Origin of the sequence: Streptomyces sp. ADI96-02 (assembly GCF_003846185.1) — a bacterium.
Taxonomy (GTDB): Bacteria; Actinomycetota; Actinomycetes; order Streptomycetales; family Streptomycetaceae; genus Streptomyces.
Map to the genome: position 1 here is coordinate 5117238 of NZ_ML123034.1, position 21384 is coordinate 5138621.

The 21384-nt window shown below is 72.8% G+C and carries 21 protein-coding genes and 2 pseudogenes; 15 read left to right on the forward strand and 8 right to left on the reverse strand.

Features of this window, described 5'->3' with window-relative positions:
- Positions 1-47 precede the first annotated feature (47 nt).
- The 8 genes from EES43_RS22600 (at position 48) to EES43_RS31500 (ending at position 5764) form a co-directional block, all read left to right on the forward strand.
- Positions 48-848 carry a helix-turn-helix domain-containing protein gene (locus EES43_RS22600; RefSeq protein WP_124270400.1) on the forward strand — a complete coding sequence of 267 codons (801 nt, stop codon included), beginning with the start codon at positions 48-50 and terminating at the stop codon, positions 846-848.
- A 190-nt stretch (positions 849-1038) separates the two neighbouring features.
- Positions 1039-2520, forward strand: coding sequence for a 30S ribosomal protein S12 methylthiotransferase RimO (gene rimO / locus EES43_RS22605; protein WP_124270401.1), 1482 nt, complete (start codon positions 1039-1041; stop codon positions 2518-2520).
- On the forward strand, positions 2517-3416 hold the full coding sequence (gene pgsA, locus EES43_RS22610) for a CDP-diacylglycerol--glycerol-3-phosphate 3-phosphatidyltransferase (protein ID WP_241192500.1): 900 nt from the start codon (positions 2517-2519) through the stop codon (positions 3414-3416). The genes rimO and pgsA overlap by 4 nt, the downstream gene beginning before the upstream one ends.
- Positions 3413-3922 (forward strand): CinA family protein, encoded by a 510-nt coding sequence (locus tag EES43_RS22615; RefSeq protein ID WP_124270402.1) that lies wholly within the window; start codon positions 3413-3415, stop codon positions 3920-3922. The genes pgsA and EES43_RS22615 overlap by 4 nt, the downstream gene beginning before the upstream one ends.
- Positions 3923-4031: 109 nt before the next feature.
- The gene (locus EES43_RS22620; protein WP_003965837.1) at positions 4032-4415 is read left to right on the forward strand and encodes a helix-turn-helix domain-containing protein; all 384 of its coding nucleotides are present in this window, start codon (positions 4032-4034) and stop codon (positions 4413-4415) included.
- Between the two features lie 209 nt (positions 4416-4624).
- On the forward strand, positions 4625-5095 hold the full coding sequence (locus EES43_RS22625) for a Dps family protein (protein WP_124270403.1): 471 nt from the start codon (positions 4625-4627) through the stop codon (positions 5093-5095).
- A gap of 18 nt (positions 5096-5113) precedes the next feature.
- Positions 5114-5308: a CsbD family protein gene (locus EES43_RS22630; protein WP_124270404.1), complete on the forward strand. Its 195-nt coding sequence runs from the start codon at positions 5114-5116 to the stop codon at positions 5306-5308.
- A gap of 216 nt (positions 5309-5524) precedes the next feature.
- Positions 5525-5764 carry a hypothetical protein gene (locus tag EES43_RS31500; protein ID WP_124270405.1) on the forward strand — a complete coding sequence of 80 codons (240 nt, stop codon included), beginning with the start codon at positions 5525-5527 and terminating at the stop codon, positions 5762-5764.
- Here EES43_RS31500 and EES43_RS31750 read toward each other — a convergent pair.
- The 4 genes and pseudogenes from EES43_RS31750 to EES43_RS22655 all read right to left on the reverse strand — a co-directional run.
- Positions 5712-5867: pseudogene (locus EES43_RS31750) on the reverse strand (SDR family oxidoreductase); the annotation flags it as partial. The gene EES43_RS31500 and the pseudogene EES43_RS31750 overlap by 53 nt on opposite strands.
- A 157-nt stretch (positions 5868-6024) precedes the next feature.
- A pseudogene (locus tag EES43_RS31755) lies at positions 6025-6603 on the reverse strand (SDR family oxidoreductase); the annotation flags it as partial.
- Between the two features lie 47 nt (positions 6604-6650).
- Complete coding sequence (locus EES43_RS22650; protein ID WP_124270406.1) at positions 6651-7511, reverse strand: Fpg/Nei family DNA glycosylase; 861 nt, start codon at positions 7509-7511, stop codon at positions 6651-6653.
- A 38-nt stretch (positions 7512-7549) separates the two neighbouring features.
- Positions 7550-12250, reverse strand: a complete 4701-nt coding sequence (locus EES43_RS22655) for an Lhr family helicase (RefSeq protein ID WP_124270407.1) — start codon at positions 12248-12250, stop codon at positions 7550-7552.
- A 101-nt stretch (positions 12251-12351) separates the two neighbouring features.
- Here EES43_RS22655 and EES43_RS22660 point away from each other — a divergent pair, with 101 nt between their 5' ends.
- The 3 genes from EES43_RS22660 to EES43_RS22670 are packed head-to-tail and all read left to right on the forward strand — an operon-like array spanning position 12352 to position 14463.
- Complete coding sequence (locus EES43_RS22660) at positions 12352-13260, forward strand: AraC family transcriptional regulator (protein WP_124270408.1); 909 nt, start codon at positions 12352-12354, stop codon at positions 13258-13260.
- A 10-nt stretch (positions 13261-13270) separates the two neighbouring features.
- The gene (locus tag EES43_RS22665) at positions 13271-14161 is read left to right on the forward strand and encodes an AzlC family ABC transporter permease (RefSeq protein WP_241192501.1); all 891 of its coding nucleotides are present in this window, start codon (positions 13271-13273) and stop codon (positions 14159-14161) included.
- Positions 14158-14463 carry an AzlD domain-containing protein gene (locus EES43_RS22670; protein WP_124270409.1) on the forward strand — a complete coding sequence of 102 codons (306 nt, stop codon included), beginning with the start codon at positions 14158-14160 and terminating at the stop codon, positions 14461-14463. The genes EES43_RS22665 and EES43_RS22670 overlap by 4 nt, the downstream gene beginning before the upstream one ends.
- A 31-nt stretch (positions 14464-14494) precedes the next feature.
- Here EES43_RS22670 and EES43_RS22675 read toward each other — a convergent pair whose 3' ends face one another.
- Positions 14495-15409, reverse strand: coding sequence for a hypothetical protein (locus EES43_RS22675; protein WP_124270410.1), 915 nt, complete (start codon positions 15407-15409; stop codon positions 14495-14497).
- Between the two features lie 80 nt (positions 15410-15489).
- Here EES43_RS22675 and EES43_RS22680 point away from each other — a divergent pair, with 80 nt between their 5' ends.
- The 4 genes from EES43_RS22680 to recX all read left to right on the forward strand — a co-directional run bounded on the left by EES43_RS22680 (position 15490) and on the right by recX (position 19297).
- Positions 15490-15684, forward strand: a complete 195-nt coding sequence (locus tag EES43_RS22680) for a DUF3046 domain-containing protein (RefSeq protein WP_124270411.1) — start codon at positions 15490-15492, stop codon at positions 15682-15684.
- Between the two features lie 202 nt (positions 15685-15886).
- The gene (locus tag EES43_RS22685) at positions 15887-17155 is read left to right on the forward strand and encodes an AI-2E family transporter (RefSeq protein WP_241192713.1); all 1269 of its coding nucleotides are present in this window, start codon (positions 15887-15889) and stop codon (positions 17153-17155) included.
- 246 nt (positions 17156-17401) lie between these two features.
- Positions 17402-18532 carry a recombinase RecA gene (recA, locus tag EES43_RS22690; RefSeq protein ID WP_124270413.1) on the forward strand — a complete coding sequence of 377 codons (1131 nt, stop codon included), beginning with the start codon at positions 17402-17404 and terminating at the stop codon, positions 18530-18532.
- Between the two features lie 3 nt (positions 18533-18535).
- Positions 18536-19297, forward strand: coding sequence for a recombination regulator RecX (gene recX, locus EES43_RS22695; RefSeq protein ID WP_124270414.1), 762 nt, complete (start codon positions 18536-18538; stop codon positions 19295-19297).
- A gap of 16 nt (positions 19298-19313) precedes the next feature.
- Here the strand turns inward: recX and EES43_RS22700 are convergent, their stop codons facing one another.
- From EES43_RS22700 to EES43_RS22710, 3 genes are all read right to left on the reverse strand, one after another.
- Positions 19314-19976, reverse strand: a complete 663-nt coding sequence (locus EES43_RS22700) for a DUF6197 family protein (RefSeq protein ID WP_124270415.1) — start codon at positions 19974-19976, stop codon at positions 19314-19316.
- A gap of 163 nt (positions 19977-20139) precedes the next feature.
- Positions 20140-20520, reverse strand: coding sequence for a rhodanese-like domain-containing protein (locus tag EES43_RS22705; protein WP_124272116.1), 381 nt, complete (start codon positions 20518-20520; stop codon positions 20140-20142).
- Positions 20521-20618: 98 nt separating this feature from the next.
- Positions 20619-21314 (reverse strand): cupin domain-containing protein, encoded by a 696-nt coding sequence (locus EES43_RS22710; RefSeq protein ID WP_124270416.1) that lies wholly within the window; start codon positions 21312-21314, stop codon positions 20619-20621.
- Positions 21315-21384 lie beyond the last annotated feature (70 nt).

Genomic DNA, 21384 nt, shown 5'->3' on the forward strand with positions numbered 1-21384 from the left:
CCTAGACTGAACATCCAGCAGGTGGCTCACGCTCGAAAGGCGCCCCCGTGTCCATCGGCAACTCCCCCGAAGACGACCGGCCTTCGATCGGTCGTGCCCTTCAGCAGGCTCGTATCGCCGCAGGTCTGACGGTCGAGGAAGTCAGCAGCTCCACCAGGGTGCGCATCCCCATCGTGCACGCGCTGGAGGAGGACGACTTCTCGCGTTGCGGCGGCGACGTCTACGCACGCGGCCACATCCGCATGTTCGCCCGCGCCGTCGGCATCGATCCGGAACCGCTGATCGAGCAGTACGACGACGAGCACGGCGGACGTCCGGCGCCGACCCCCGCGGCGCCGCTGTTCGAAGCCGAACGCATCCGGTCCGAGCCCCGGCGGCCCAACTGGACCGCGGCCATGGTCGCGGCCATCGTCGCCGTGGTCGGCTTCGTCGGCTTCACGCTCTTCAGCGGCGACGACGAACCGGCGAACACCGCGCAGGTCGCGGAAGGCTCGACCCCCGACAAGTCCACCAGCAAACCGCCGGCGACCAAGCCGGCCGACCCCGAGCCCGTGCCCTCCGAGAGCGCCATCGCCGCCGCCCCCCGGGACAAGGTGACGGTCAAGCTCAGCGCCGACCGGGGCAAGAGCTGGATCTCCGCCAAGGACCACAACGGACGGCTGCTCTTCGACGGGCTGCTGCTCCGGGGCGAGTCCAAGACCTTCCAGGACAAGGAGCGCGTCGACCTCGTGCTCGGCGACGCCGGTGCGATCGAGCTCTTCGTGAACGGCAAGAAGGTCCAGGACCGGTTCGCACCGGGCCAGGTCGAGCGGCTCTCCTACACCAAGGGCGACCCCGAGGCGGGCTGATCCTCCGGCCGCCCGCGGCCCCGCCGCACCGCGCCGACGGGCGCCCGGTCTCCTGCCGGGCGCCCGTCGGCGTATCCGTCCGCTCTCCCGGTCCGCGTCCCCGCGCCGGGCGGGGCGGGCGGGGCGTCGCCTTGAGCACAGGCAACCCTGCACGGCGGGGCGGTCCGCGGGACGAAGTAGTCTTGAGTCCATGCCCGAACGCCGTACCGTCGCCCTTGTCACTCTTGGCTGCGCCCGTAACGAGGTGGACTCGGAGGAGCTTGCAGGCCGCTTGGCAGCGGACGGCTGGGACCTCGTCGAGGATGCCTCCGACGCGGATGTCGCAGTCGTCAACACCTGTGGGTTCGTCGAAGCCGCCAAGAAGGACTCCGTCGACGCCCTGCTCGAAGCGAACGATCTGAAGGACCACGGCCGCACGCAGGCCGTCGTCGCCGTCGGCTGCATGGCCGAGCGCTACGGCAAGGACCTCGCCGAGGCCCTGCCCGAGGCGGACGGCGTCCTCGGCTTCGACGACTACGCCGACATCTCCGACCGGCTCCAGACGATCCTCAACGGCGGCATCCACGCCTCGCACACCCCCCGCGACCGCCGCAAGCTGCTGCCGATCAGCCCCGCCGAACGGCAGGACGCGGCCGTCGCGCTCCCCGGCCACGCGCAGGAGGCGCCCGCCCCGGCGCCCGAGGACCTTCCCGCGGGCGTCGCACCGGTCTCCGGACCGCGCGCGCCGCTGCGCCGCCGGCTCGGCACCAGCCCCGTCGCCTCGGTGAAGCTGGCCTCCGGCTGCGACCGCCGCTGCTCCTTCTGCGCCATCCCCTCCTTCCGCGGCTCGTTCATCTCGCGACGGCCCTCGGACGTCCTCCAGGAGACCCGCTGGCTGGCCGAGCAGGGCGTCAAGGAGGTCATGCTCGTCTCCGAGAACAACACCTCCTACGGCAAGGACCTCGGCGACATCCGGCTCCTGGAGACCCTGCTGCCGGAGCTGGCCGACGTGGACGGGATCGAGCGGATCCGGGTCAGCTACCTCCAGCCCGCCGAGATGCGCCCCGGACTCATCGACGTCCTCACCTCGACGCCGAAGGTCGCCCCGTACTTCGACCTCTCCTTCCAGCACTCCGCCCCCGGCGTGCTCCGCGCGATGCGCCGCTTCGGCGACACCGACCGCTTCCTGGAGCTGCTGGACACCATCCGGAGCAAGGCCCCCGAGGCGGGTGCGCGGTCCAACTTCATCGTCGGCTTCCCCGGCGAGAGCGAGGCCGACCTCGCCGAGCTGGAACGCTTCCTCACCGGTGCGCGGCTCGACGCCATCGGCGTCTTCGGCTACTCGGACGAGGAGGGCACCGAGGCCGTCGGCTACGAGAACAAGCTGCATGCCGACGTCATCGCCGAGCGGCTCGCCCACATCTCCCAGCTGGCCGAGGAACTGACCTCCCAGCGGGCCGAGGAGCGGGTCGGCGAGACGCTCCAGGTCCTCGTGGAGTCGGTCGAATCGGAGGAGGACGGCGAGGTCGCGATCGGCCGCGCCGCCCACCAGGCCCCCGAAACGGACGGGCAGGTGGTCTTCACCACACGCGAGGGACTCGTACCGGGCCGTATGGTCGAGGCAAAGGCAGTGGGCACCGAGGGCGTCGACCTGGTGGCCGAACACCACGAGCTTGCGGAGGTAGCCAGATGACGGGAGTCCCGGCATCCGCGGCAGGCGGCACCGGCGCGAAACCGGTCCGCGGCGGCGAGCTGGGCCCTGCGGCCGTCAACCAGGCCGGCCTGTGGAACATCGCCAACATCCTGACCATGGTGCGTCTGCTGCTCGTCCCGGCCTTCGTCCTGCTGCTGCTCCACAACGGCGGATACGACCCGGTCTGGCGCTCCTTCGCCTGGGCGGCCTTCGCCGTGGCGATGATCACCGACCTGTTCGACGGCCATCTGGCGCGGACGTACAACCTGGTCACGGACTTCGGGAAGATCGCCGACCCGATCGCCGACAAGGCGATCATGGGCGCGGCCCTCGTCTGCCTGTCCCTCCTCGGCGACCTGCCCTGGTGGATCACCGGCGTGATCCTCGCCCGTGAGCTGGGCATCACGCTCATGCGGTTCTGGGTGATCCGGCTCGCGGTGATCCCGGCCAGCCGCGGCGGGAAGCTCAAGACGCTGGCCCAGGGAACGGCGGTCGGGATGTACGTCCTGGTGCTCACCGGCCCGCTGGCCACCTTGCGCTTCTGGGTGATGATGATCGCCGTGGCACTGACGGTCGTCACCGGGCTCGACTACGTCCGCCAGGCCGTCGTGCTGCGCCGGCTGGGCATCGCCGCGGAGCGCGTGGCCGCCGCGCGGGCCGCGCAGGCGCTCCAGGAGGCGGCCGAGGCGCTCGGCGCCGTCGGGGACGCCGGGGCCGCGGGAGCTGCCGGGGCTGTGCGGACTCCCGCGGCCGGCGGGTCCACCGCGGTGACGCCCGCCCTCCGCCCGCACCGCGCGACGGGCGGCACGGGCCGGGGCGGCTCCGGGACGGCATCCGGGCGCGGGGAGGACCGAGAGGCCGCCGAGGCGCGCGACGCCGCGGAAGCCGAGCGGTGACGGACGCCGCCCGTGTGCTGCGGACGCTGGTGGAGCGCGGCGAGACGCTGGCTGTCGCCGAGTCCCTGACCGGCGGCCTGGTGGCGGCGGAACTCACGTCCGTCGCCGGAGCCTCGGCCTGCTTCAAGGGGTCCGTGACGGCGTACGCGACGCACCTCAAGAGGGATGTGCTCGGCGTCGACGGGAGCCTGCTGGCCCGGCGCGGAGCGGTGGACGCCGAGGTCGCGCGGCAGATGGCGGCCGGGGTGCGCCGTGTCCTCGACGCGGACTGGGGCATCGCCACCACGGGCGTCGCGGGTCCGCAGGAGCAGGACGGCCGGCCCGTGGGCACGGTCTACGTCGCGGTCTCGGGACCTTTGGACGTCGAGAAAGTGTCCGAGCTGCGGTTGAATGGTGGAAGGGCGGAAATCCGTCGAGAGAGTGTGCGAAGCGTCCTCGAACTGCTCGCGGGCGAACTCGGCGGAAACGCGCGGGCACAGGATACGGAACACTACGGGGGGATTTGATGTTTACAGCCCTGAGTGAACACGACATCGCGCCCCGCACCGCCGCAGCACAAGGCGGTACGGTAGGGCGTGAAGGATGCGGCTACGCGGTCCGAGGAGGGAGCCACCGATGATTCTGCTCCGTCGCCTGCTGGGTGACGTGCTGCGTCGGCAGCGCCAGCGCCAAGGCCGTACTCTGCGCGAAGTCTCCTCGTCCGCCCGGGTCTCGCTCGGTTATCTCTCCGAGGTGGAGCGGGGGCAGAAGGAGGCATCCTCCGAGCTGCTCTCCGCGATTTGCGACGCGCTTGACGTACGGATGTCCGAACTCATGCGTGAGGTGAGCGACGAGCTCTCGCTCGCTGAGCTGGCCGAGTCGGCGGCAGCCAGTGATCCGGTACCAGTACCGGTGCGCCCCATGCTCAACTCCGTCTCCGTCTCTTCGGTGGCAGGTGTGCCGTCGGGCCGGGTGACGATCAAGGCGCCCGCGGAAGCGGTGGACGTCGTCGCCGCCTGATCAGCGCGGCACGTGCTCGACCGGAATCCCGGTCGGCCCCACTGGGGCCGGCCGGGATTCTCGTGTGTGAGAAGCCGTGAAGCGGGCAGGCGGAGGTCAAGGCCAACATGACCGTTTTAGTTCATATGTGCCATCGTAGATGGTGCACGGAAACGGTCAGCGACAAGCCTGACGACGTTCAGCAGGACGCATGACGGATGGAGAAGTGCATGTCTGTGGTGAAGAGCCCGTTGTCCGAGAGCGATCTCAAGCTCGTCGGAGGCGCGCTTCAGGGCGCGCTCGTCGACCTGGTGGACCTCTCCCTCGTGGCCAAGCAGGTCCACTGGAACGTGGTCGGACCGCGCTTCAGGTCGGTGCACCTCCAACTCGACGATGTCGTGGTCACGGCGCGGCAGCACTCCGACACGGTCGCCGAACGCGCATCGGCCCTCGGCGTCAACCCCGACGGACGCTCGGGAACCATCGCGAAGGAGACCGCCATCCGGTCCGCGCCGGACGGCTGGATCAAGGACACCGACGCGGTGCGGGCCCTCGTGGACGCCCTGGGCGTGGTCATCAGCCGGATGCGGGAGCGTATCGAGGTGACCGACGAGCCGGATCCCGTCACCCAGGACATCCTGATCGCACTGACGGCGGACCTGGAGAAGCACGCCTGGATGTTCCAGGCCGAGAGCGCCTGAGCGGAAGGAAGCGAGATCATGAGCGGTAAGGACAACGCCGTGGACAAGCTCAAGGGCAAGGGCAAGGAGGCCGTCGGCAAGCTCACCGGCGACCGCCGCAAGGAGTCCGAGGGCAAGGCCGACCAGGCCAGGGCCGGAGCCAAGGACAAGGTGGACGAGGTCGGCGACCGCGCCAAGGGCGTCAAGGACTCGCTCCGCCGGGACGACGACTGACAGCCCCGCAGCAGGAGCAGTAGTGCCGCAGTGCCCCCGCCGTGACGGCGGGGGCACTGGTGCGTGGGTCTTCCCGGTCTTCCTGGCCTCCTTGACCTCTTCTGTGGTGGGTCCTGGTCGCGGCCCGCTCCCGCTTCCGGTCTCTCCGCCTCTGGATGCAGTGAGGTGGGTGCCAGGGGAAACTGCCGGAAACGACGTCGGTCGCGGGAGGCAGCCATGGGATGGCGATGGGTGCCGGCGCTGGTCCTCGGCGGTCTGTGGTGGTGGGCGGTGCTGCGGCTCGTCCTGGAGCCGGATCGTGCCGGGGTGGTGGAGGGCGCGGTGGCGGCGGGCGGCTGGGGGCTGAGCCTGCTGCCCGTGCACGTGAGGGCCTGGCGGCGGCCGGTGAGCAGCGGTGCGCGGCCTACCAGGGCATGGCCACGCCGCCGTTCGGGCGGAGGATCTGGCCGGTCGTGAAGGAGGAGGCGTCGGATGCCAGGTGCAGCACCGTGTGCGCCACGTCCTCCGGCTCGCCGACCCGGCCCAGGGGCGACAACCGGGCCATGACCGCTTCCGTGCGCCGCTTCCGCTCGGGATCGGGTCCGGCCTCCCGGCTGCCGGTCCCGCGCCGGTCGCGCTCCGGCCCGGCCGTCGGCCGTCGGCCGTCCGCCGCCGCCGCCGTGGCCGCCGGCGCCGTCTCCGCTCGGCCGGCGCCCGTCGGTGTCGTGCATGCCGTTCATCGGCGTACGGATCCAGCCCGGGGCGACCGCGTTCACTCGTATGGAGTACGGCCCCAGTTCGGTGGCGAGCGTCCTGGTGAGCTGGACCACGGCGGCCTTCGCCGCGCTGTAGCAGAGCAGGCCGGCGACGGCGGAGTCCACGGCTCCGGACGCCATCGTGATCAGGGATCCCGGGACCGAGCGAGCGATCATGTCGCGGGCTACCTCCTGGCAGGCGTACAGCACTCCGGAGAAGTTGACCGCCAGTACTCGGGCCAGATCCTCGTCCCGGGTCTCCAGGACGCTGCTGGTGTGCATGACGCCGGCCGAGGCGACCAGGATGTCGACGCCTCCTGCCGCGCGGACGGCGTCGCGGACCTGCCCGCGGTCGGTGACGTCGAGCGGGTGGCTGCGGGCGCTGCGGCCCGTGGCGGTGATGAGTTCGTACGTGCGGCGCAGGCCCTCCTCGTCGCGGTCGGCGCAGTGGACGATCGCGCCGGCCTCCGCCAGAAGTTCGGCGCTCGCCCTGCCGATGCCGCTCGCCGCGCCGGTGACGAACGCCGAGCGGCCCGTGAGGTCGTACGCGGACAGACCCATGACGGGACCGTACGACCAGATCTGACGGTGCGTCAACTGGCGTGGTGTCAGGGAGTCGGTCCCGACTGGCAGCCGGGGCACCAGTAGGTGGGGCGGTCGTCCTGGTCGGCCGCGCGGATCGTGGCTCCGCAGCGCAGGCAGGGGCGGTGGGCCCGGCCGTAGACGTACAGCCGCTCCTGGACGCGCGGCGGCGGTGTGCGGCGGCTTCCGGAGGAGGCGCCCGCCGCCGGGGCAGCGGTGGGCCGGGCCCGTAGTTCGGCGGGGATGGTGGTGGTGCGCGCGAGGCGGTCGCGGTTGGCGTGGAGCAGTCGTTCGGCCGCGGTGACCAGGAGTGCGAGGACGCCGTCGGGGAGGGCGGCGACGGGCAGCCAGGGGGTGACCCGGGCCAGGAAGCACAGCTCGCATTTGTAGACGTTGCCGATGCCCGCGAGGTTGCGCTGGTCCAGCAGTGCCTCGCCGAGCGGGCGGTCCGGCGTGGCGAGGAGCCGTTCCAGGGCGAGGGCGGGATCCCAGTCCGGGCCCAGGAGGTCGGGCCCGAGGTGCCCGACGACCTGCTGCTCGTCCGCGGTGCGCAGCAGTTCGAGCACGGGGAGCCGGTAGCCGACGGCGGTGTGCTCGGTATTGCCGAGGACGGCACGGATCTGGTGCCCCGGACCGCCGCGCCAGCGCTCGCCCGCCGCGTACACCCGCCAGGCTCCGTCCATCCGGAGGTGGCTGTGCAGCGTGAGGCCGCCGTCGATCCGGGTCAGAAGGTGCTTGCCGCGGGCGGTGACGTCCAGGACCGTGCGGCCGACGAGGTCGGCGGTGGCGAACCGGGGGACGCGCAGATCGGCCTGGGTCAGCACCCGCCCCGCCAGCGCGGCGTGCAGACGCGCGGCGGTCTGTAGGACGGTGTCTCCTTCGGGCATGCCTCCATGATGTCGGGTCGGCGACGACCGCGCGGGGCTCAGGCGCGCAGCCGCAGCCCTCTCGGGGTGGCGAGGAACCCGGCGGCCTCCAGGGCGCGGCCGAGCGGAGAGGTGAGGGAGGAGACGCCGTTGGTCCGCTCGACCGTCACCGTGCCGAGCGCTCCGACCCGTGCGGAGGCCGCCAGCGCCTCGGCGGCTGCCCGCAGTGCGGGGGATTCGGGGTCGGAGGGCCAGGCGAGCAGCGTCTTGCCGCCGCGCTCCATGTAGAGAGTGAGCTCGCCGTCGACGAGGACCACGAGCGCCCCCGCTTTCCGGCCGGGCTTGTGCCCGGCGCCGTCCGGTGACTCCGGCCAGGGCAGCGCGGCACCGTACGCGTTCGCCGGGTCGGCCGCGGCGAGGACCAGGGCGACGGGCGGGGCGCCGGGATCGCGGCGGTCCCGGGCCGTGGACGCCGCCCGCAGCCGGTCCACCGCGCCGTCCATCGCGAACTGGGCGGCGCCCAGCCCCTCGACCACGTAACCGCGCCGCGCCTGCCCGTTGTCCTCGAAGGCGGCGAGGACGCGGTACGCCGCGGAGAAGCCGCCCTCCACCCCCTCGGCCTGCACCGCTCCGCGGGTGACCACGCCGTGCCGGTCCAGAAGAGTCCTGGCCAGGGCGTGGGCCCGGTGGGTCGGCTCCGGCTCGCGGGCGGGCAGCAGCGACCAGCGCCCCGAGACGGTCGGCGGGCCGCTACGGGACGCGGGCCGGGCGGCGGCGGTCAGGGAGCCGTAGCGCCCGCGCGGAACACTGCGCCGGGCCCGGTGCGCGGTGGCGCCCGCCGTCCGCCCGGAACCGAGGAGCGAGCGCAGCGGGGCGAGCGTGTCGTTGGTGAGCCGCCCCGACCAGGCCAGATCCCATACGGCGTCGGCGAGCTGCTGGTCGGTGCAGTCGGGGTGCGTCGTGGCCCGCACCCGGTCGGCGATCTGGCGGAAGAACAGGCCGTAACCGCCGGAGAGGGCGGTGAGGGCGGACTCGTGCAGCGCCGACAGCTCCAGCGGATGCGCCGTGGGCAGCAGCAGGGGCGCGCTGTCGGCCGGATAGAGCGAGACCCAGCCGTCCTTGCCCGGCAGCGCACCCGCACCGGCCCAGACGACCTCTCCGGTGGTCGTCAGCTCGTCGAGCATGGCCGGGGTGTAGCCGGTGACCCGGCTCGGCAGGATCAGCTTCTCCAGGGCCGAGGCCGGGACGGGGGCTCCCTGGAGCTGTTCGACGGCGCGGGCCAGGCCGTCGATGCCGCGCAGACCGCTGTCCGCGAGATGCTGCCACTGGGGGAGGAACGAGGCGAGAGCGGCGGGCGGCACCGGCTCCAGCTCCTGGCGGAGCGCCGCCAGCGAGCGCCGTCTCAGCCGGCGCAGCACCGTGGCGTCGCACCACTCCTGGCCGATGCCCGCCGGGTGGAACTCGCCCTGGACGGTCCTTCCGGAGGCGGCCAGCCGCCGCAGTGCTCCGTCGGTGACGGCCGTGCCCAGTCCGAAGCGTTCGGCTGCCCGGGCCGCGGTGAAGGGGCCGTGCGTTCGGGCGTAGCGGGCCAGGAGGTCGCCGAGGGGGTCCTTCACCGGTTCGGTGAACGCCTCGGGCACGCCGACGGGCAGGGCGGTGCCCAGCGCGTCCCGCAGCCGGCCCGCGTCCTCGACGGCCGCCCAGTGGTCCGCACCGGCGATGCGCACCTGGATGGCGCGCCGGGCCGCGGCCAGCTCCGGCGCCCAGGACGGCTCGGCGCCCCGCTCGGCGAGCTCGGCGTCGCTCAGCGGACCCAGCACGCGCAACAGGTCAGCGACCCCCTCGACGTCCTTGATCCGGCGGTCCTCGGTGAGCCACTGGAGCTCCCGCTCCAGCTCGGTCAGCACCTCCGGGTCCAGCAGCTCGCGCAGCTCCGCCTGGCCCAGCAGCTCGGCCAGGAGGTGGGAGTCCAGGGACAGCGCCGCCGCCCGCCGCTCGGCGAGCGGTGAGTCGCCCTCGTAGAGGAACTGTGCGACGTAACCGAACAGGAGGGAGCGCGCGAACGGCGAGGGCTCCTGTGTGGTGACCTCGACCAGCCGGACGCGGCGGGCCTCCAGATCGCCCATCAGCTCGGTGAGTCCGGGGACGTCGAACACGTCCTGAAGGCACTCGCGGACGGCTTCGAGCACGATCGGGAACGAGCCGAACTCGGAGGCGACCTGGAGCAGCTGGGAGGCACGCTGGCGCTGCTGCCAGAGCGGTGTGCGCTTGCCGGGGGAGCGGCGCGGCAGCAGCAGGGCCCGGGCCGCGCACTCCCGGAACCGGGCGGCGAACAACGCCGAGCCGCCCACCTGGTCGGTGACGATCTGTTGGACCTCGCCCTGGTCGAAGAGCACGTCGGACGCTCCGACGGGAGGCTGGTCGCCGCCGCCGAATCCGGCGGCCGGCGGCGCGGTCCCGCGCTCCGGTCCTCCGCCGCCCGCCGCCTCCGGGGCGGGCGCGTCGAAGTCCAGCAGATCCAGGCCCATCAGGTCGGCGTCCGGCAGCCGCAGCACGATGCCGTCGTCGGCGTGCATCACCTGGGCGTCCATGCCGTACCGCTCGCCCAGCCGCGCCGACAGGGCCAGCGCCCAGGGAGCGTGCACCTGCGCCCCGAACGGGGAGTGGACGACGACCCTCCAGTCGCCCAGCTCGTCCCGGAACCGCTCGACCAGGATCGTCCGGTCGTCCGGGACGTGGCCGCACGCCCGGCGCTGCTCGTCCAGGTAGGCCAGGATGTTGTCCGAGGCCCAGGCGTCGAGCCCGGCGGCCAGCAGGCGCAGCCGGGCGTCCTCCTCGGACAGGGCGCCGACCTCGCGCAGGAAGGCGCCCAGGGCCCGGCCCAGCTCCAGCGGGCGCCCCAACTGGTCGCCCTTCCAGAACGGCAGCCTTCCCGGGACGCCCGGCGCGGGCGACACCAGGACCCGGTCGCGGGTGATGTCCTCGATCCGCCACGACGTGGTGCCCAGCGTGAAGACGTCGCCGACCCGCGACTCGTAGACCATCTCCTCGTCCAGCTCGCCGACCCGGCCCCCGCCCTTCTTCGGGTCGGCGCCGGCCAGGAAGACCCCGAACAGGCCCCGGTCCGGGATCGTGCCGCCCGAGGTGACGGCCAGCCGCTGGGCGCCGGGGCGGCCCGTGACCGTGCCGGCGATCCGGTCCCACACCACCCGGGGACGCAACTCCGCGAAGGCGTCGGAGGGATAACGTCCGGCGAGCATGTCGAGCACGGCGCTGAACGCGGATTCGGGGAGCGAGGCGAAGGGGGCCGCCCGGCGGATCAGAGCCAGCAGGTCGTCCGCCTGCCAGGTGTCCAGCGCCACCATGGCGACCAGCTGCTGGGCGAGCACGTCCAGCGGATTGGACGGGATGCGCAGCGCTTCGATGGCTCCTTCGCGCATCCGCTCCGTCACCACCGCCGCCTGCACCAGATCGCCCCGGTACTTCGGGAAGACCACGCCGGTGGAGACCGCGCCCACCTGATGGCCGGCCCGCCCCACCCGTTGCAGCCCCGAGGCGACGGAGGGCGGCGATTCCACCTGGATCACCAGGTCGACCGCGCCCATGTCGATGCCGAGCTCCAGACTGGAGGTCGCCACCACGGCCGGCAGCCGTCCGGCCTTGAGGTCCTCCTCGACCTGGGCGCGCTGCTCCTTGGAGACCGAGCCGTGGTGGGCGCGGGCCAGCAGGGCCGGCGCGCCCCGGCCCGCGCCGGACTGGGCCATGATCTCCGCCGGGGCGTGAGCCTCCGGCAGTGCGGGCGCCGGGTCGTCCGGATCGAACGCGGTGCCGGTCGCCCGCTCGTAGGCGATCTCGTTGAGCCGGTTGCAGAGCCGCTCCGCCAGCCGCCGGGAGTTGGCGAAGACGATGGTGGAGCGGTGCGACTGGACGAGATCGGCGATGCGCTCCTCGACATGCGGCCAGATCGAGGGCTTCTCCGCCTGGCCGGAGTCGCCGTCGGTGGCGGGAGAGCCGCCCAGCTCGCCCAGATCCTCGACCGGGACGACCACCGAGAGGTCGAACTCCTTCGCGGACGGCGGCTGGACGATCTCCACCTTCCGCTGCGGCGAGAGGAAGCGGGCCACCTCGCCGACCGGGCGGACCGTCGCGGAGAGGCCGATCCGCCGAGCGGGCCTCGGCAGCAGCTCGTCCAGGCGCTCCAGGGACAGCGCGAGATGGGCTCCGCGCTTCGTGCCCGCCACGGCGTGCACCTCGTCGAGGATCACCGTCTCGACGCCGGCCAGCGCGTCCCGGGCCGAGGAGGTGAGCATCAGGAACAGCGACTCGGGTGTGGTGATCAGGATGTCCGGCGGCCTGGTCACCAGGGAGCGCCGCTCGGCGGGCGGGGTGTCGCCGGACCGGATGCCCACCCGGACCTCCGGCTCCGGCAGGCCCAGGCGCACCGACTCCTGGCGGATGCCGGTCAGCGGGGAGCGGAGGTTGCGTTCGACATCGACCGCCAGGGCCTTGAGCGGGGACACGTACAGCACTCGGCAGCGCTTCTTCGCCTCGGCGGGCGGAGGCTCGGCGGCCAGCCGGTCCAGCGAGGCCAGGAACGCGGCCAGGGTCTTGCCGGAGCCGGTCGGGGCGACCACCAGCACGTCGCTGCCCTCGCCGATGGCCCGCCAGGCGCCTTCCTGCGCGGCGGTGGGCGCGCTGAAGGCACCGGCGAACCAACTGCGGGTCGCGGGCGAGAAGGCGTCGAGAGCGGAGCCGGTCATGTCACCCATCGTGCACCCCGGCACTGACAACCGGCCCGTGACACCGCCAGGCGCCGCCCCTCGGGCCGCGTAGCACGGCCGGGACCTGCGAGAATGCGGGTATGTCCGGAGTGGGTGGCCCGCGTGAATGGGCGAGGCACTGGCAGTACGCCGAGTTGCCCGACCTCGATCTCCTGCGCGCCCGCTACGTCCGCCACACCTTTCCCCGGCACAGCCACGAGGGCTACGTCTTCGGAGCGGTCACCCGGGGCGCGGAGGACGTCGGGCTGCCGGGCGGCACCGTGCGCGCGGTCCCGGGCACCGTCGTGATGATCAACCCCGAGGTGCCGCACACCGCACGCTCCGGGACGCCGGACGGCTGGGTGTACGCCACGCTGTACCCCTCGGCACGGGTCGTCAACGCGATCGCCGCCGAGGTGACGCCCTTGCGCGGCACGGTCGGCTTCGTCCGGACCAGCGTGGTGGACCCGTACGCCTCCCGGCTGATCAACGGGGTGCACCGGGCCGCGGAGGAGGGCAACGCCCTGGCGGCGGACAGTCTGCTGCGCGTGGTGGTCGCCCGGCTCCTCGACCGGCACGGCAGCCCGCTGCCCCTTCTCGCGCCCCGCGCCGGGAGCGCCCGCGACGCCGTACGCGCCCGTGCCGCGCTGGAGGAGCGGATGGCCGCGCCACCCACGCTGGAGGCGCTGGCCGCCGAGCTGGACACCAGTTCGTTCGCGCTGCTCAGGGCCTTCAAGAAGGAGTACGGCATGCCGCCCCACACCTGGCTCACCGACGCCCGGGTCCGGCGGGCCCGCCGCATGCTCGACGCGGGTGCCGCTCCCGCCGACGTGGCCGCGACCGTCGGCTTCACGGACCAGCCGCACCTCAACCGCCACTTCACCCGGATCGTCGGCGTACCGCCCGGCGCGTACCAGCGCGAGCGCGCCGTGCACCGGCGCGCACCCGCACGGGCATACAGGCCCGCACCTGCAAGAACGTACAAGACGGGGCCCGGTACGTCCCCGTAGCGTTCCGGGCGTGGCAGAACAGACAGCACCCCCGGGGAGCGCCGGCGCGACCGGCGCCCCGCCCCGCCCGCCGGCCGAGGACGCCCGCCCGGAGAAGCCGGACGCGGCCGTCGTCCGGGACGCGCTTGGCGTCGGCATAGCCGTCGGCCTCTCCGGATTCGCCTTCGGCGTCACCTCAGCCGGCTCCGGGCTCAGCCTGCTCCAGACCTGCGCCCTGAGCCTCCTCGTCTTCACCGGCGCCTCGCAGTTCGCCCTGGTCGGCGCGCTGGCGGCGGGCGGCAACCCGTACACCGCGGCGGCCGGGGCGTTCTTCCTCGGCATCAGGAACGCCTTCTACGGCCTGCGGCTCTCCCAGCTCCTCGCGCTTCCCCGCCCCGTACGGCCGTTCGCCGCCCAGTGGGTGATCGACGAGACGACGGCGGTCACCCTGGCCCAGCCCACCCGGCGGGCGGCCCGCATCGGGTTCACGGTCACCGGGATCACCCTGTACGTGCTGTGGAACCTCACCACCCTGGTGGGCGCCCTGGGCGCCGAGGCGCTGGGCGACACCGACGCCTGGGGCCTGGACGCGGCGAGCCCCGCGGTCTTCCTCGCGCTGCTGGCGCCGATGCTCAGGAGCACCGTCGAACGCGTCACGGCCGGACTCGCGGTACTGCTGGCGTTGACGCTGCTGCCCGTCCTGCCCGCGGGCCTACCGGTCCTCCTGTCGGCGCTCGCCGCACCCGTCGTCCTGTTCCTCATGGGCCGGACCGGACCGGGGGCGGACACCGCCGACCGGGCGGGCGGCGCGGACGCGGATGCGGATGCGGATGGGGAGAAGGCGACATCGCTGCGGCGGGAGCCGGAGCAGGCGGAGCAGATGCCGGAGCAGGCGGAGCGGAAGAACGAGGAGCGCGCGTGAACGTCTGGATCGCCATCGGGCTGACCGTGGTCGGCTGCTACCTCACGAAGCTGCTGGGCCTGCTCGTGCCCGCGGGAGTGCTGGAACGTCCGCTCGTCCAGCGGATGGCCGCCCTGCTGCCGGTGGCGCTGCTCGCGGCCCTCACCGCGCAGCAGACCTTCGCCGACGGCCGGTACCTGGCCCTGGACGCCCGGGCCGCCGGGCTCGCGGCGGCGGCGCTGGCACTCGTCCTGCGCGCCCCCTTCCTGGTGGTCGTCGGCGCCGGGGTCGCCGTCACGGCGGGAGTGCGCGCCCTGACCTGAGCGCTCCTTCGCACCGGCAGCCACCGTACGGTCAACCGAGCGGTCGGCCGTACGCCCGCAGGGTCCCCAGCGCCTTCAGCGTGACCAACGGCCGTCCCTCCAGCGCCGTGCCCGGGGCCCACTGCCGCCAGTTCACCGGCCATCCGCCGTCCTCCTGCTGCTCGGCCGCCAGATGGTCCAGCGAGCGCTCCATCTCCTCGTCGGTGAACCAGCGCCGGGCCAGCGATCCGGGTGTACGGGCGTAGTCGTGCGGGAAGTGCTGCTCCCCCGGGGCGTAGCCGACCGCCACCGGGTACTCCGCCCGCCGGGCCGGATCCATGACGGCGAGCCGCTGCTCGCGCACCAGCCGGCCGAGCCGGTCCGCCGCCACCTCGGCGCGGGCCCGGTCCGGAGCACCGTCCAGGAAGGCGACGGCGGCCTCGATCTCGTAGGGGTGCGACTGCTCCAGGGCGTCGACGGCGCTCCAGCAGAAGTCGGTGGCCCGGAACAGCCAGGCGTGCCAGACCTGATTGCGGTGCAGCAGTCCGACGACGGGACCGGTCGCCAGCAGTTCGGCGGGCGGATCGTCGACGATCGGGATGAACGGAGCGGCGGGATAGCCGCGCTGCGAGGGGAGGAGCGCGGGCAGCGCCCCTTCTCGGGTCGACGCATCGGTCAGGTAGCGACAGATTCGTTCAATGCGGGGCCCGCTGCAACGGTCGATCGAGTCAAGAACGCTCAGCGCGTGGGCAGTGTGCAGCGGTTGACTGACCGGACCCCGAAGGTCGGGTTCCAGCGCGTGCCCGTACCCGCCGTCCTCGTTCCGGTAGGCGGCGAGCGCCGTCTCGACGGCGTCCGGATCCCCGCCGAGGAAGCCGTGGGCGAACCTGCGCTGTTCGAGGACCCGGGCGGTGAGCCAGATGAACTGCTCGGCGCGGGCGAGAGGGTTTGCTCCGGTTCCAGCCATGCAGCGACCGTAGAACGGAATGGGGCCCCGGCACATGCCCGCCGGACCGGCTGCACTCTCAGGAGCGCGATACTGAGGGCATGCGGTTGACGATTTTCTGGGAGCGGATGGCCGACCACTTCGGTGCGGCCTACGCGGACTCCTTCGCCCGTGACCATGTGATGGCCGAACTGGGCGGCCGTACCGTGCACGAGGCGCTGGAGGCGGGCTGGGACGCGAAGGACGTCTGGCGCGCGGTCTGCGCCGCCATGGACGTACCCGCCGACAAGCGCTGACAGCCGTCCGCCCGTGCCCCCCGGGGGCCGCCGGGGCGCCGGGGGACAGCTTCGGGGCGGCGGACGAACCGCCGGAGGCATGGGCGAGACTTGTCCCGTGTCATCGACAGACGAGACCGCCGCGGCCCGGCCGCCCACCTCACCTCCCCTTCCGCCGACCGACGCGCCGCCCGCGCAGCCGTCCGGGAAGGGGCCTGTCCGCATGCCCGGCTGGCTGCCGCGTGCGATGGTGCTGGCCCTGGCGCTCTACGCCTGCTTCCGCCTGGGCAGCTGGGCGTTCGACCAGCTCATCGGACTGCTCACCAATGTGCTGATCGCGTTCTTCCTCGCTCTCGCCATCGAGCCCGCGGTGAGCCGGATGTCGGGCCGCGGAATGCGCCGCGGACTGGCCACCTCCCTGGTCTTCCTCGGTGTGCTGATCATCGGCGTCGGCTTCGTCGTCCTGCTCGGATCGATGCTCGCGGGCCAGATCGTGGACATGGTCGACGAGTTCCCCAAGTACATCGACTCGGTGATCAACTGGGCCAACCAGACCTTCCGCACCGACCTCTCCCGCGTCGAGGTCCAGGACAGCCTGTTGCACTCGGACTGGCTCCAGAGATACGTGCAGAACAGCGCGACCGGAGTGCTCGACGTCTCCACCACGGTGATCGGCGGGCTCTTCAGACTGCTGACGATCTTCCTGTTCTCCTTCTACTTCGCCGCCGACGGCCCCCGGCTGCGCCGTGCCCTGTGCTCGGTGCTGCCGCCGGCTCGGCAGGCCGAAGTCCTGCGCGCCTGGGAAATCGCGGTCGACAAGACCGGCGGCTACATCTACTCGCGCGGCCTGATGGCCCTGATCTCCGGTGTCGCCCACTACGTCCTGCTGATGATCCTCGGTGTGCCCTACGCCCCGGCGCTCGCGGTCTGGGTCGGGCTCGTCTCGCAGTTCATCCCCACCATCGGCACCTATCTGGCGGGCGCGCTGCCGATGCTGATCGCGTTCACGGTCGATCCCTGGTACGCGCTGTGGGTGCTCGGGTTCGTCGTGGTCTACCAGCAGTTCGAGAACTACGTGCTGCAGCCCAAGCTCACCTCCAAGACGGTCGACATCCACCCGGCCGTCGCCTTCGGCTCGGTGGTCGCGGGAACCGCCCTGTTGGGAGCGGTCGGCGCGCTGATCGCGATCCCGGCCATCGCCACGCTCCAGGCGTTCCTCGGCGCCTACGTGAAGCGGTACGACGTCACGGACGATCCGAGGGTGCACGGAGGCCGGCGCACCCGGCGCGGAGATCCGCTGTTCCTACGGATGCGCCGGGGACTGGGCGGACGGGTCGGGGCGGCCGGATCCGGAAGGTCCGGGGAGACGGGAACGGGTGATTCCGGAACGGGGCGCGCAACGGCGGTCCGCTCAGGAACGGTCGGATCCGGAACAGCCGGATCCGCGAACGGAGCGCCGGACGCGGCCGTGCCGCGCAGCCCCGCCGGCTGAGGACGCGAACGGCGTGCCCCCGGCCCGGTCCGGCGGCTGAGGCGCCGCGACCGGTGAGGCCCGGGGGTCGTGTGGTGCGCTTGACACCAAAATCGAACATCCATTCTTATGGAATTCCGGCCGGGTTTCCCGGGCCCCGACCGCGGAGTTGTCCACAGGTCGGGGAGACGTCGAGGCCCATTGTCAGTGGCAGGGGTTAGCGTCTGTCACGTGAAGCGATCGACTCAAGCAAATCGGGTGGAACCCATGGCAGGAACCGACCGCGAGAAGGCGCTGGACGCCGCGCTCGCGCAGATTGAACGACAGTTCGGCAAGGGTGCGGTGATGCGCCTCGGCGAACGGCCCAACGAGCCCATCGAGGTCATCCCGACGGGATCGACCGCCCTCGACGTCGCCCTCGGCGTCGGCGGCCTGCCGCGTGGCCGCGTGGTGGAGGTGTACGGGCCGGAGTCCTCCGGAAAGACGACGCTGACGCTGCACGCCGTGGCGAACGCGCAGAAGCTCGGCGGCTCGGTGGCGTTCATCGACGCCGAGCACGCGCTGGACCCGGAGTACGCGAAGAAGCTCGGCGTCGACATCGACAACCTCATCCTGTCCCAGCCGGACAACGGCGAGCAGGCGCTGGAGATCGTCGACATGCTGGTCCGCTCCGGTGCTCTGGACCTGATCGTCATCGACTCCGTCGCGGCCCTCGTGCCCCGCGCGGAGATCGAGGGCGAGATGGGCGACTCGCACGTGGGTCTCCAGGCGCGGCTGATGAGCCAGGCCCTCCGCAAGATCACCAGTGCGCTCAACCAGTCCAAGACCACGGCCATCTTCATCAACCAGCTCCGCGAGAAGATCGGGGTGATGTTCGGTTCCCCGGAGACCACGACCGGTGGCCGGGCGCTGAAGTTCTACGCCTCGGTGCGCCTCGACATCCGCCGGATCGAGACCCTGAAGGACGGCACCGACGCCGTGGGCAACCGCACCCGCGTCAAGGTCGTCAAGAACAAGGTCGCGCCGCCGTTCAAGCAGGCCGAGTTCGACATCCTCTACGGCCAGGGCATCAGCCGCGAGGGCGGCCTGATCGACATGGGCGTGGAGCACGGCTTCGTCCGCAAGGCCGGCGCCTGGTACACGTACGAGGGCGACCAGCTCGGCCAGGGCAAGGAGAACGCCCGCAACTTCCTCAAGGACAACCCCGACCTCGCCAACGAGATCGAGAAGAAGATCCTGGAGAAGCTGGGTGTCGGCGTCCGCCCGGAGGCGGCGACGGGCGAGCCCGCCGCGGACGCCGCCGCGGCCGGGGGGCCCGGTGTCGACGCCGCGGCGAAGCCGGCGGCCACAGCGGCGACCAAGGCCAAGCCGGCCAAGACCGCGGCGGCCAAGAGCTAGGCCGTGACACGTCGTACGGAATGGCCGGGAGGCTCAGCGGAGCCCGGCCACGGCCACGAGTCCGCCGACGGGCCTGCCTACGGACCCGCCGTCGGGGCCGCCGACGGGTACGGATCCGAGCCGGGGGCCGGCTCCACGCCGCGGTCGGGGGGCCGCAGGCGCGGCGAGGGCGGCGCGGGGTTCGGCGAAGGGGCGGGGCGTCGGGCCCGTTCCGGCACCACAGGCAGCGGCTCCCCTTCCTCGTCGAGGGCCGAGTCGGGGGAGCCGCGAGATCCGGTCGAGCAGGCGCGCAACATCTGCCTGCGCCTGCTCACCGGAACGCCGAGGACGCGCAAGCAGCTCGCGGACGCGCTGCGGAAGCGGGAGATCCCGGACGAGGCGGCCGAAGAAGTCCTCTCCCGCTTCGAGGACGTCGGGCTGATCGACGATGCCGCGTTCGCCGGGGCGTGGGTGGAGTCCCGGCACCACGGTCGGGGTCTCGCGCGCCGGGCGCTCGTCCGCGAGCTGCGCACCAAGGGCGTGGACTCCGCGGTGATCGACGACGCGGTCGGCAGGCTCGACGCCGAACAGGAGGAGGAGACGGCCAGGGAGCTCGTCGCCCGCAAGCTCCGCTCCACGCGGGGCCTGGACCGCGACAAGCGGCTGCGCCGCCTGGCCGGGATGCTCGCACGCAAGGGATACGGGGAGGGCATGGCCCTGCGTGTGGTGCGGCAGGCGCTGGAGGAGGAGGGCGAGGACACGGAGGGGCTGGACGAGCCCTTCTGAGGCCGGGGCGAGGAGGTCAGTGGCCGGCCAGGGCCGCGCGGCGGGCGGCGCCCTCGATGAGGGCCAGGGCGTCGGCCGAGGTGCGGCCGGGGTGGCGGTTCCACGGGCCGATCAGGCCGGTCCATCCCTGGGCGCGGAGTTCGGTGATCAGCCAGGCGCCGGACCGGTTCACGGTGTCGAGGGAGCCGTACCCGAGCCGGTGGGCGCTGAGCAGCGCGCCGCAGACGCACCGGGCGCCCCGGGCATCGCGCAGCCGGTACGGGGTGTTCTGCCAGCCCCACTCGGCCAGGATCTGCCGCGCGTAGCCGAGTTGGGTGGACGGCCTCAGATCGGCCTGGCCGATCCGACGCCAGGCGTGGACGCGGTCGGGCAGCACCGCCCCGAGCCGGCCGGGGAGCGGGCGCTCCTGGGGAGGGGCGGCCGGCAGAGACCGCAGCGAGTCGTCGATGAGCCGGTCGACGGGGACGGACAGCAGGCTCCGCCAGTCGCCGGGCCCCGGGTGAGCGAGTCCTTCGGAGCCGGCCGACGCCGTGGGCTTCGGCGTGCGGAGGCCCGGCGAGCGTGCGGGCTCGTGGGCGGTGTGCTCCCAGCCGGTGACGATCTGCTGCCACGCCTCGGTGTCATGCAGCCGGGAAGCCTGGGCGTCGAGTTCGTCGGGAGTGAGAACGGGGATCGCCATGAATGTGTCATCTCCGAACATTTCGGTCCTCGTGTACGAGGCGAATGTCGGTCGCTGACGGCGACAGCTCCAGTAGAACGTGGCGTTCGGGTGGGCACGGCAGCAGGGGTGGGGCAACCGGTTCGCGGCCTCGCGGCCCGTGTGCGACCGGCCGGGAGCGGCGTCAGGCGTCGGTGGGCCGGTCGACCGGGAGCCCCGCCGCGCGCCATGCCTGGAAGCCGCCGATCAGATCCGTGGCGCGGTGCAGGCCGAGTTGGCGCAGGGAGAGCACCGCGAGGCTCGACGCGTATCCCTCATTGCAGATCACCACCACCGGGAGGTCGTGGCTCACCGCCTCGGGCGCGCGGTGGCTGCCCTGTGGGTCGAGCCGCCACTCCAGTTCGTTGCGCTCGACGATCAGCGCACCGGGGATGAGCCCGTCCTTCTCGCGGAGGGCGGCGTACCGGATGTCCACCAGCAATGCCCCCTCCCCAAGCGCCGAGGCGGCCTCGTGCGGGCCGATCCGGTCATAACCGCTCCTGACCCGCTCCAGCAGCTCGTCTATGCCGACGCGTTCCGAGCTGGAGGAGACGGGCGGCGCGTCCGGAGTGCTCGATGCGCCCGAGGTGTCGGCCCCTGCTCCCCGCCCGTTCCGGTCGGCGCTCACTGCCAGTCCTCCGGGAGCTCCGTCTGCTCCAGGCGGAGGACCGCGCCGGTGCGGCTGAAGCGGCGGATCCGCGGCAGCGGCGGATAGTACGCGTGCACGGAGACGGCGTGAACACTGTCGGACTCGTTGAGGACCTCGTGGACGTGGTGGTGCCCGAAGGCCCGGCCCTGACCGGTCGCCAGCTCCCGCGAGCGGTCCACCCCGTCGTTCAGTTCCAGCGTCTTCCAGCCGTCGGTGGGCAGCCTGACGGCCAGCGAGTGCTCCTTGAGCGTGCCGGAGGCCGTGGTGAACGCGCCGATCGAGTCGGCGTGGTCGTGCCAGCCCGTTCCGGTTCCGGGCGGCCATCCGATCAGCCACGCCTCACTGCCGCCCGGACCGTCGAGACGGACCCAGGTGCGGCCCTCCGGGTCGAGCGGGAGGGAGGCGACGAGCGCCGCGTCCTCGGCGGTGCGACGGACGAAGTCGAGGAGTTCGGTCATCGTCGGACCGCTTGACGAACCGGCCCGCGAGCCGTCCTGGGAGTGACCCGACGCGCCGCCCGCGAGAGGCGCGGGAGGCGTGCCGGGCGCAGGGGAGGCGGCACCCTGCGGGGCTGCGGCGGGGGCGGGCACGGAGGCCGGTGAGAGCACGGAGGCGGACGAGGGCACGGCGGTGGAACCGGCCGTGGGCACGGCGGAGGAAGGGGAAGACACAGGGACCGTCCTGAGAGTTCGCGTGAGAGTCCGGCGGCGCGCTCACCAGCGCGGCCGGCAGAGGAAGGCG

Excerpts from the sequence above, each read along its gene's own strand:
- rimO (WP_124270401.1), top strand. The coding sequence starts at position 1,039 with ATGCCCGAACGCCGTACCGTCGCCCTTGTCACTCTTGGCTGCGCCCGT.
- pgsA (WP_241192500.1), top strand. The coding sequence starts at position 2,517 with ATGACGGGAGTCCCGGCATCCGCGGCAGGCGGCACCGGCGCGAAACCG.
- EES43_RS22620 (WP_003965837.1), top strand. The coding sequence starts at position 4,032 with ATGATTCTGCTCCGTCGCCTGCTGGGTGACGTGCTGCGTCGGCAGCGC.
- EES43_RS22625 (WP_124270403.1), top strand. The coding sequence starts at position 4,625 with ATGTCTGTGGTGAAGAGCCCGTTGTCCGAGAGCGATCTCAAGCTCGTC.
- EES43_RS22630 (WP_124270404.1), top strand. The coding sequence starts at position 5,114 with ATGAGCGGTAAGGACAACGCCGTGGACAAGCTCAAGGGCAAGGGCAAG.
- EES43_RS31500 (WP_124270405.1), top strand. The coding sequence starts at position 5,525 with ATGGGATGGCGATGGGTGCCGGCGCTGGTCCTCGGCGGTCTGTGGTGG.
- EES43_RS22650 (WP_124270406.1), bottom strand. The coding sequence starts at position 7,511 with ATGCCCGAAGGAGACACCGTCCTACAGACCGCCGCGCGTCTGCACGCC.
- EES43_RS22655 (WP_124270407.1), bottom strand. The coding sequence starts at position 12,250 with ATGACCGGCTCCGCTCTCGACGCCTTCTCGCCCGCGACCCGCAGTTGG.
- EES43_RS22660 (WP_124270408.1), top strand. The coding sequence starts at position 12,352 with ATGTCCGGAGTGGGTGGCCCGCGTGAATGGGCGAGGCACTGGCAGTAC.
- EES43_RS22675 (WP_124270410.1), bottom strand. The coding sequence starts at position 15,409 with ATGGCTGGAACCGGAGCAAACCCTCTCGCCCGCGCCGAGCAGTTCATC.
- EES43_RS22680 (WP_124270411.1), top strand. The coding sequence starts at position 15,490 with ATGCGGTTGACGATTTTCTGGGAGCGGATGGCCGACCACTTCGGTGCG.
- EES43_RS22685 (WP_241192713.1), top strand. The coding sequence starts at position 15,887 with ATGCCCGGCTGGCTGCCGCGTGCGATGGTGCTGGCCCTGGCGCTCTAC.
- recA (WP_124270413.1), top strand. The coding sequence starts at position 17,402 with ATGGCAGGAACCGACCGCGAGAAGGCGCTGGACGCCGCGCTCGCGCAG.
- EES43_RS22700 (WP_124270415.1), bottom strand. The coding sequence starts at position 19,976 with ATGGCGATCCCCGTTCTCACTCCCGACGAACTCGACGCCCAGGCTTCC.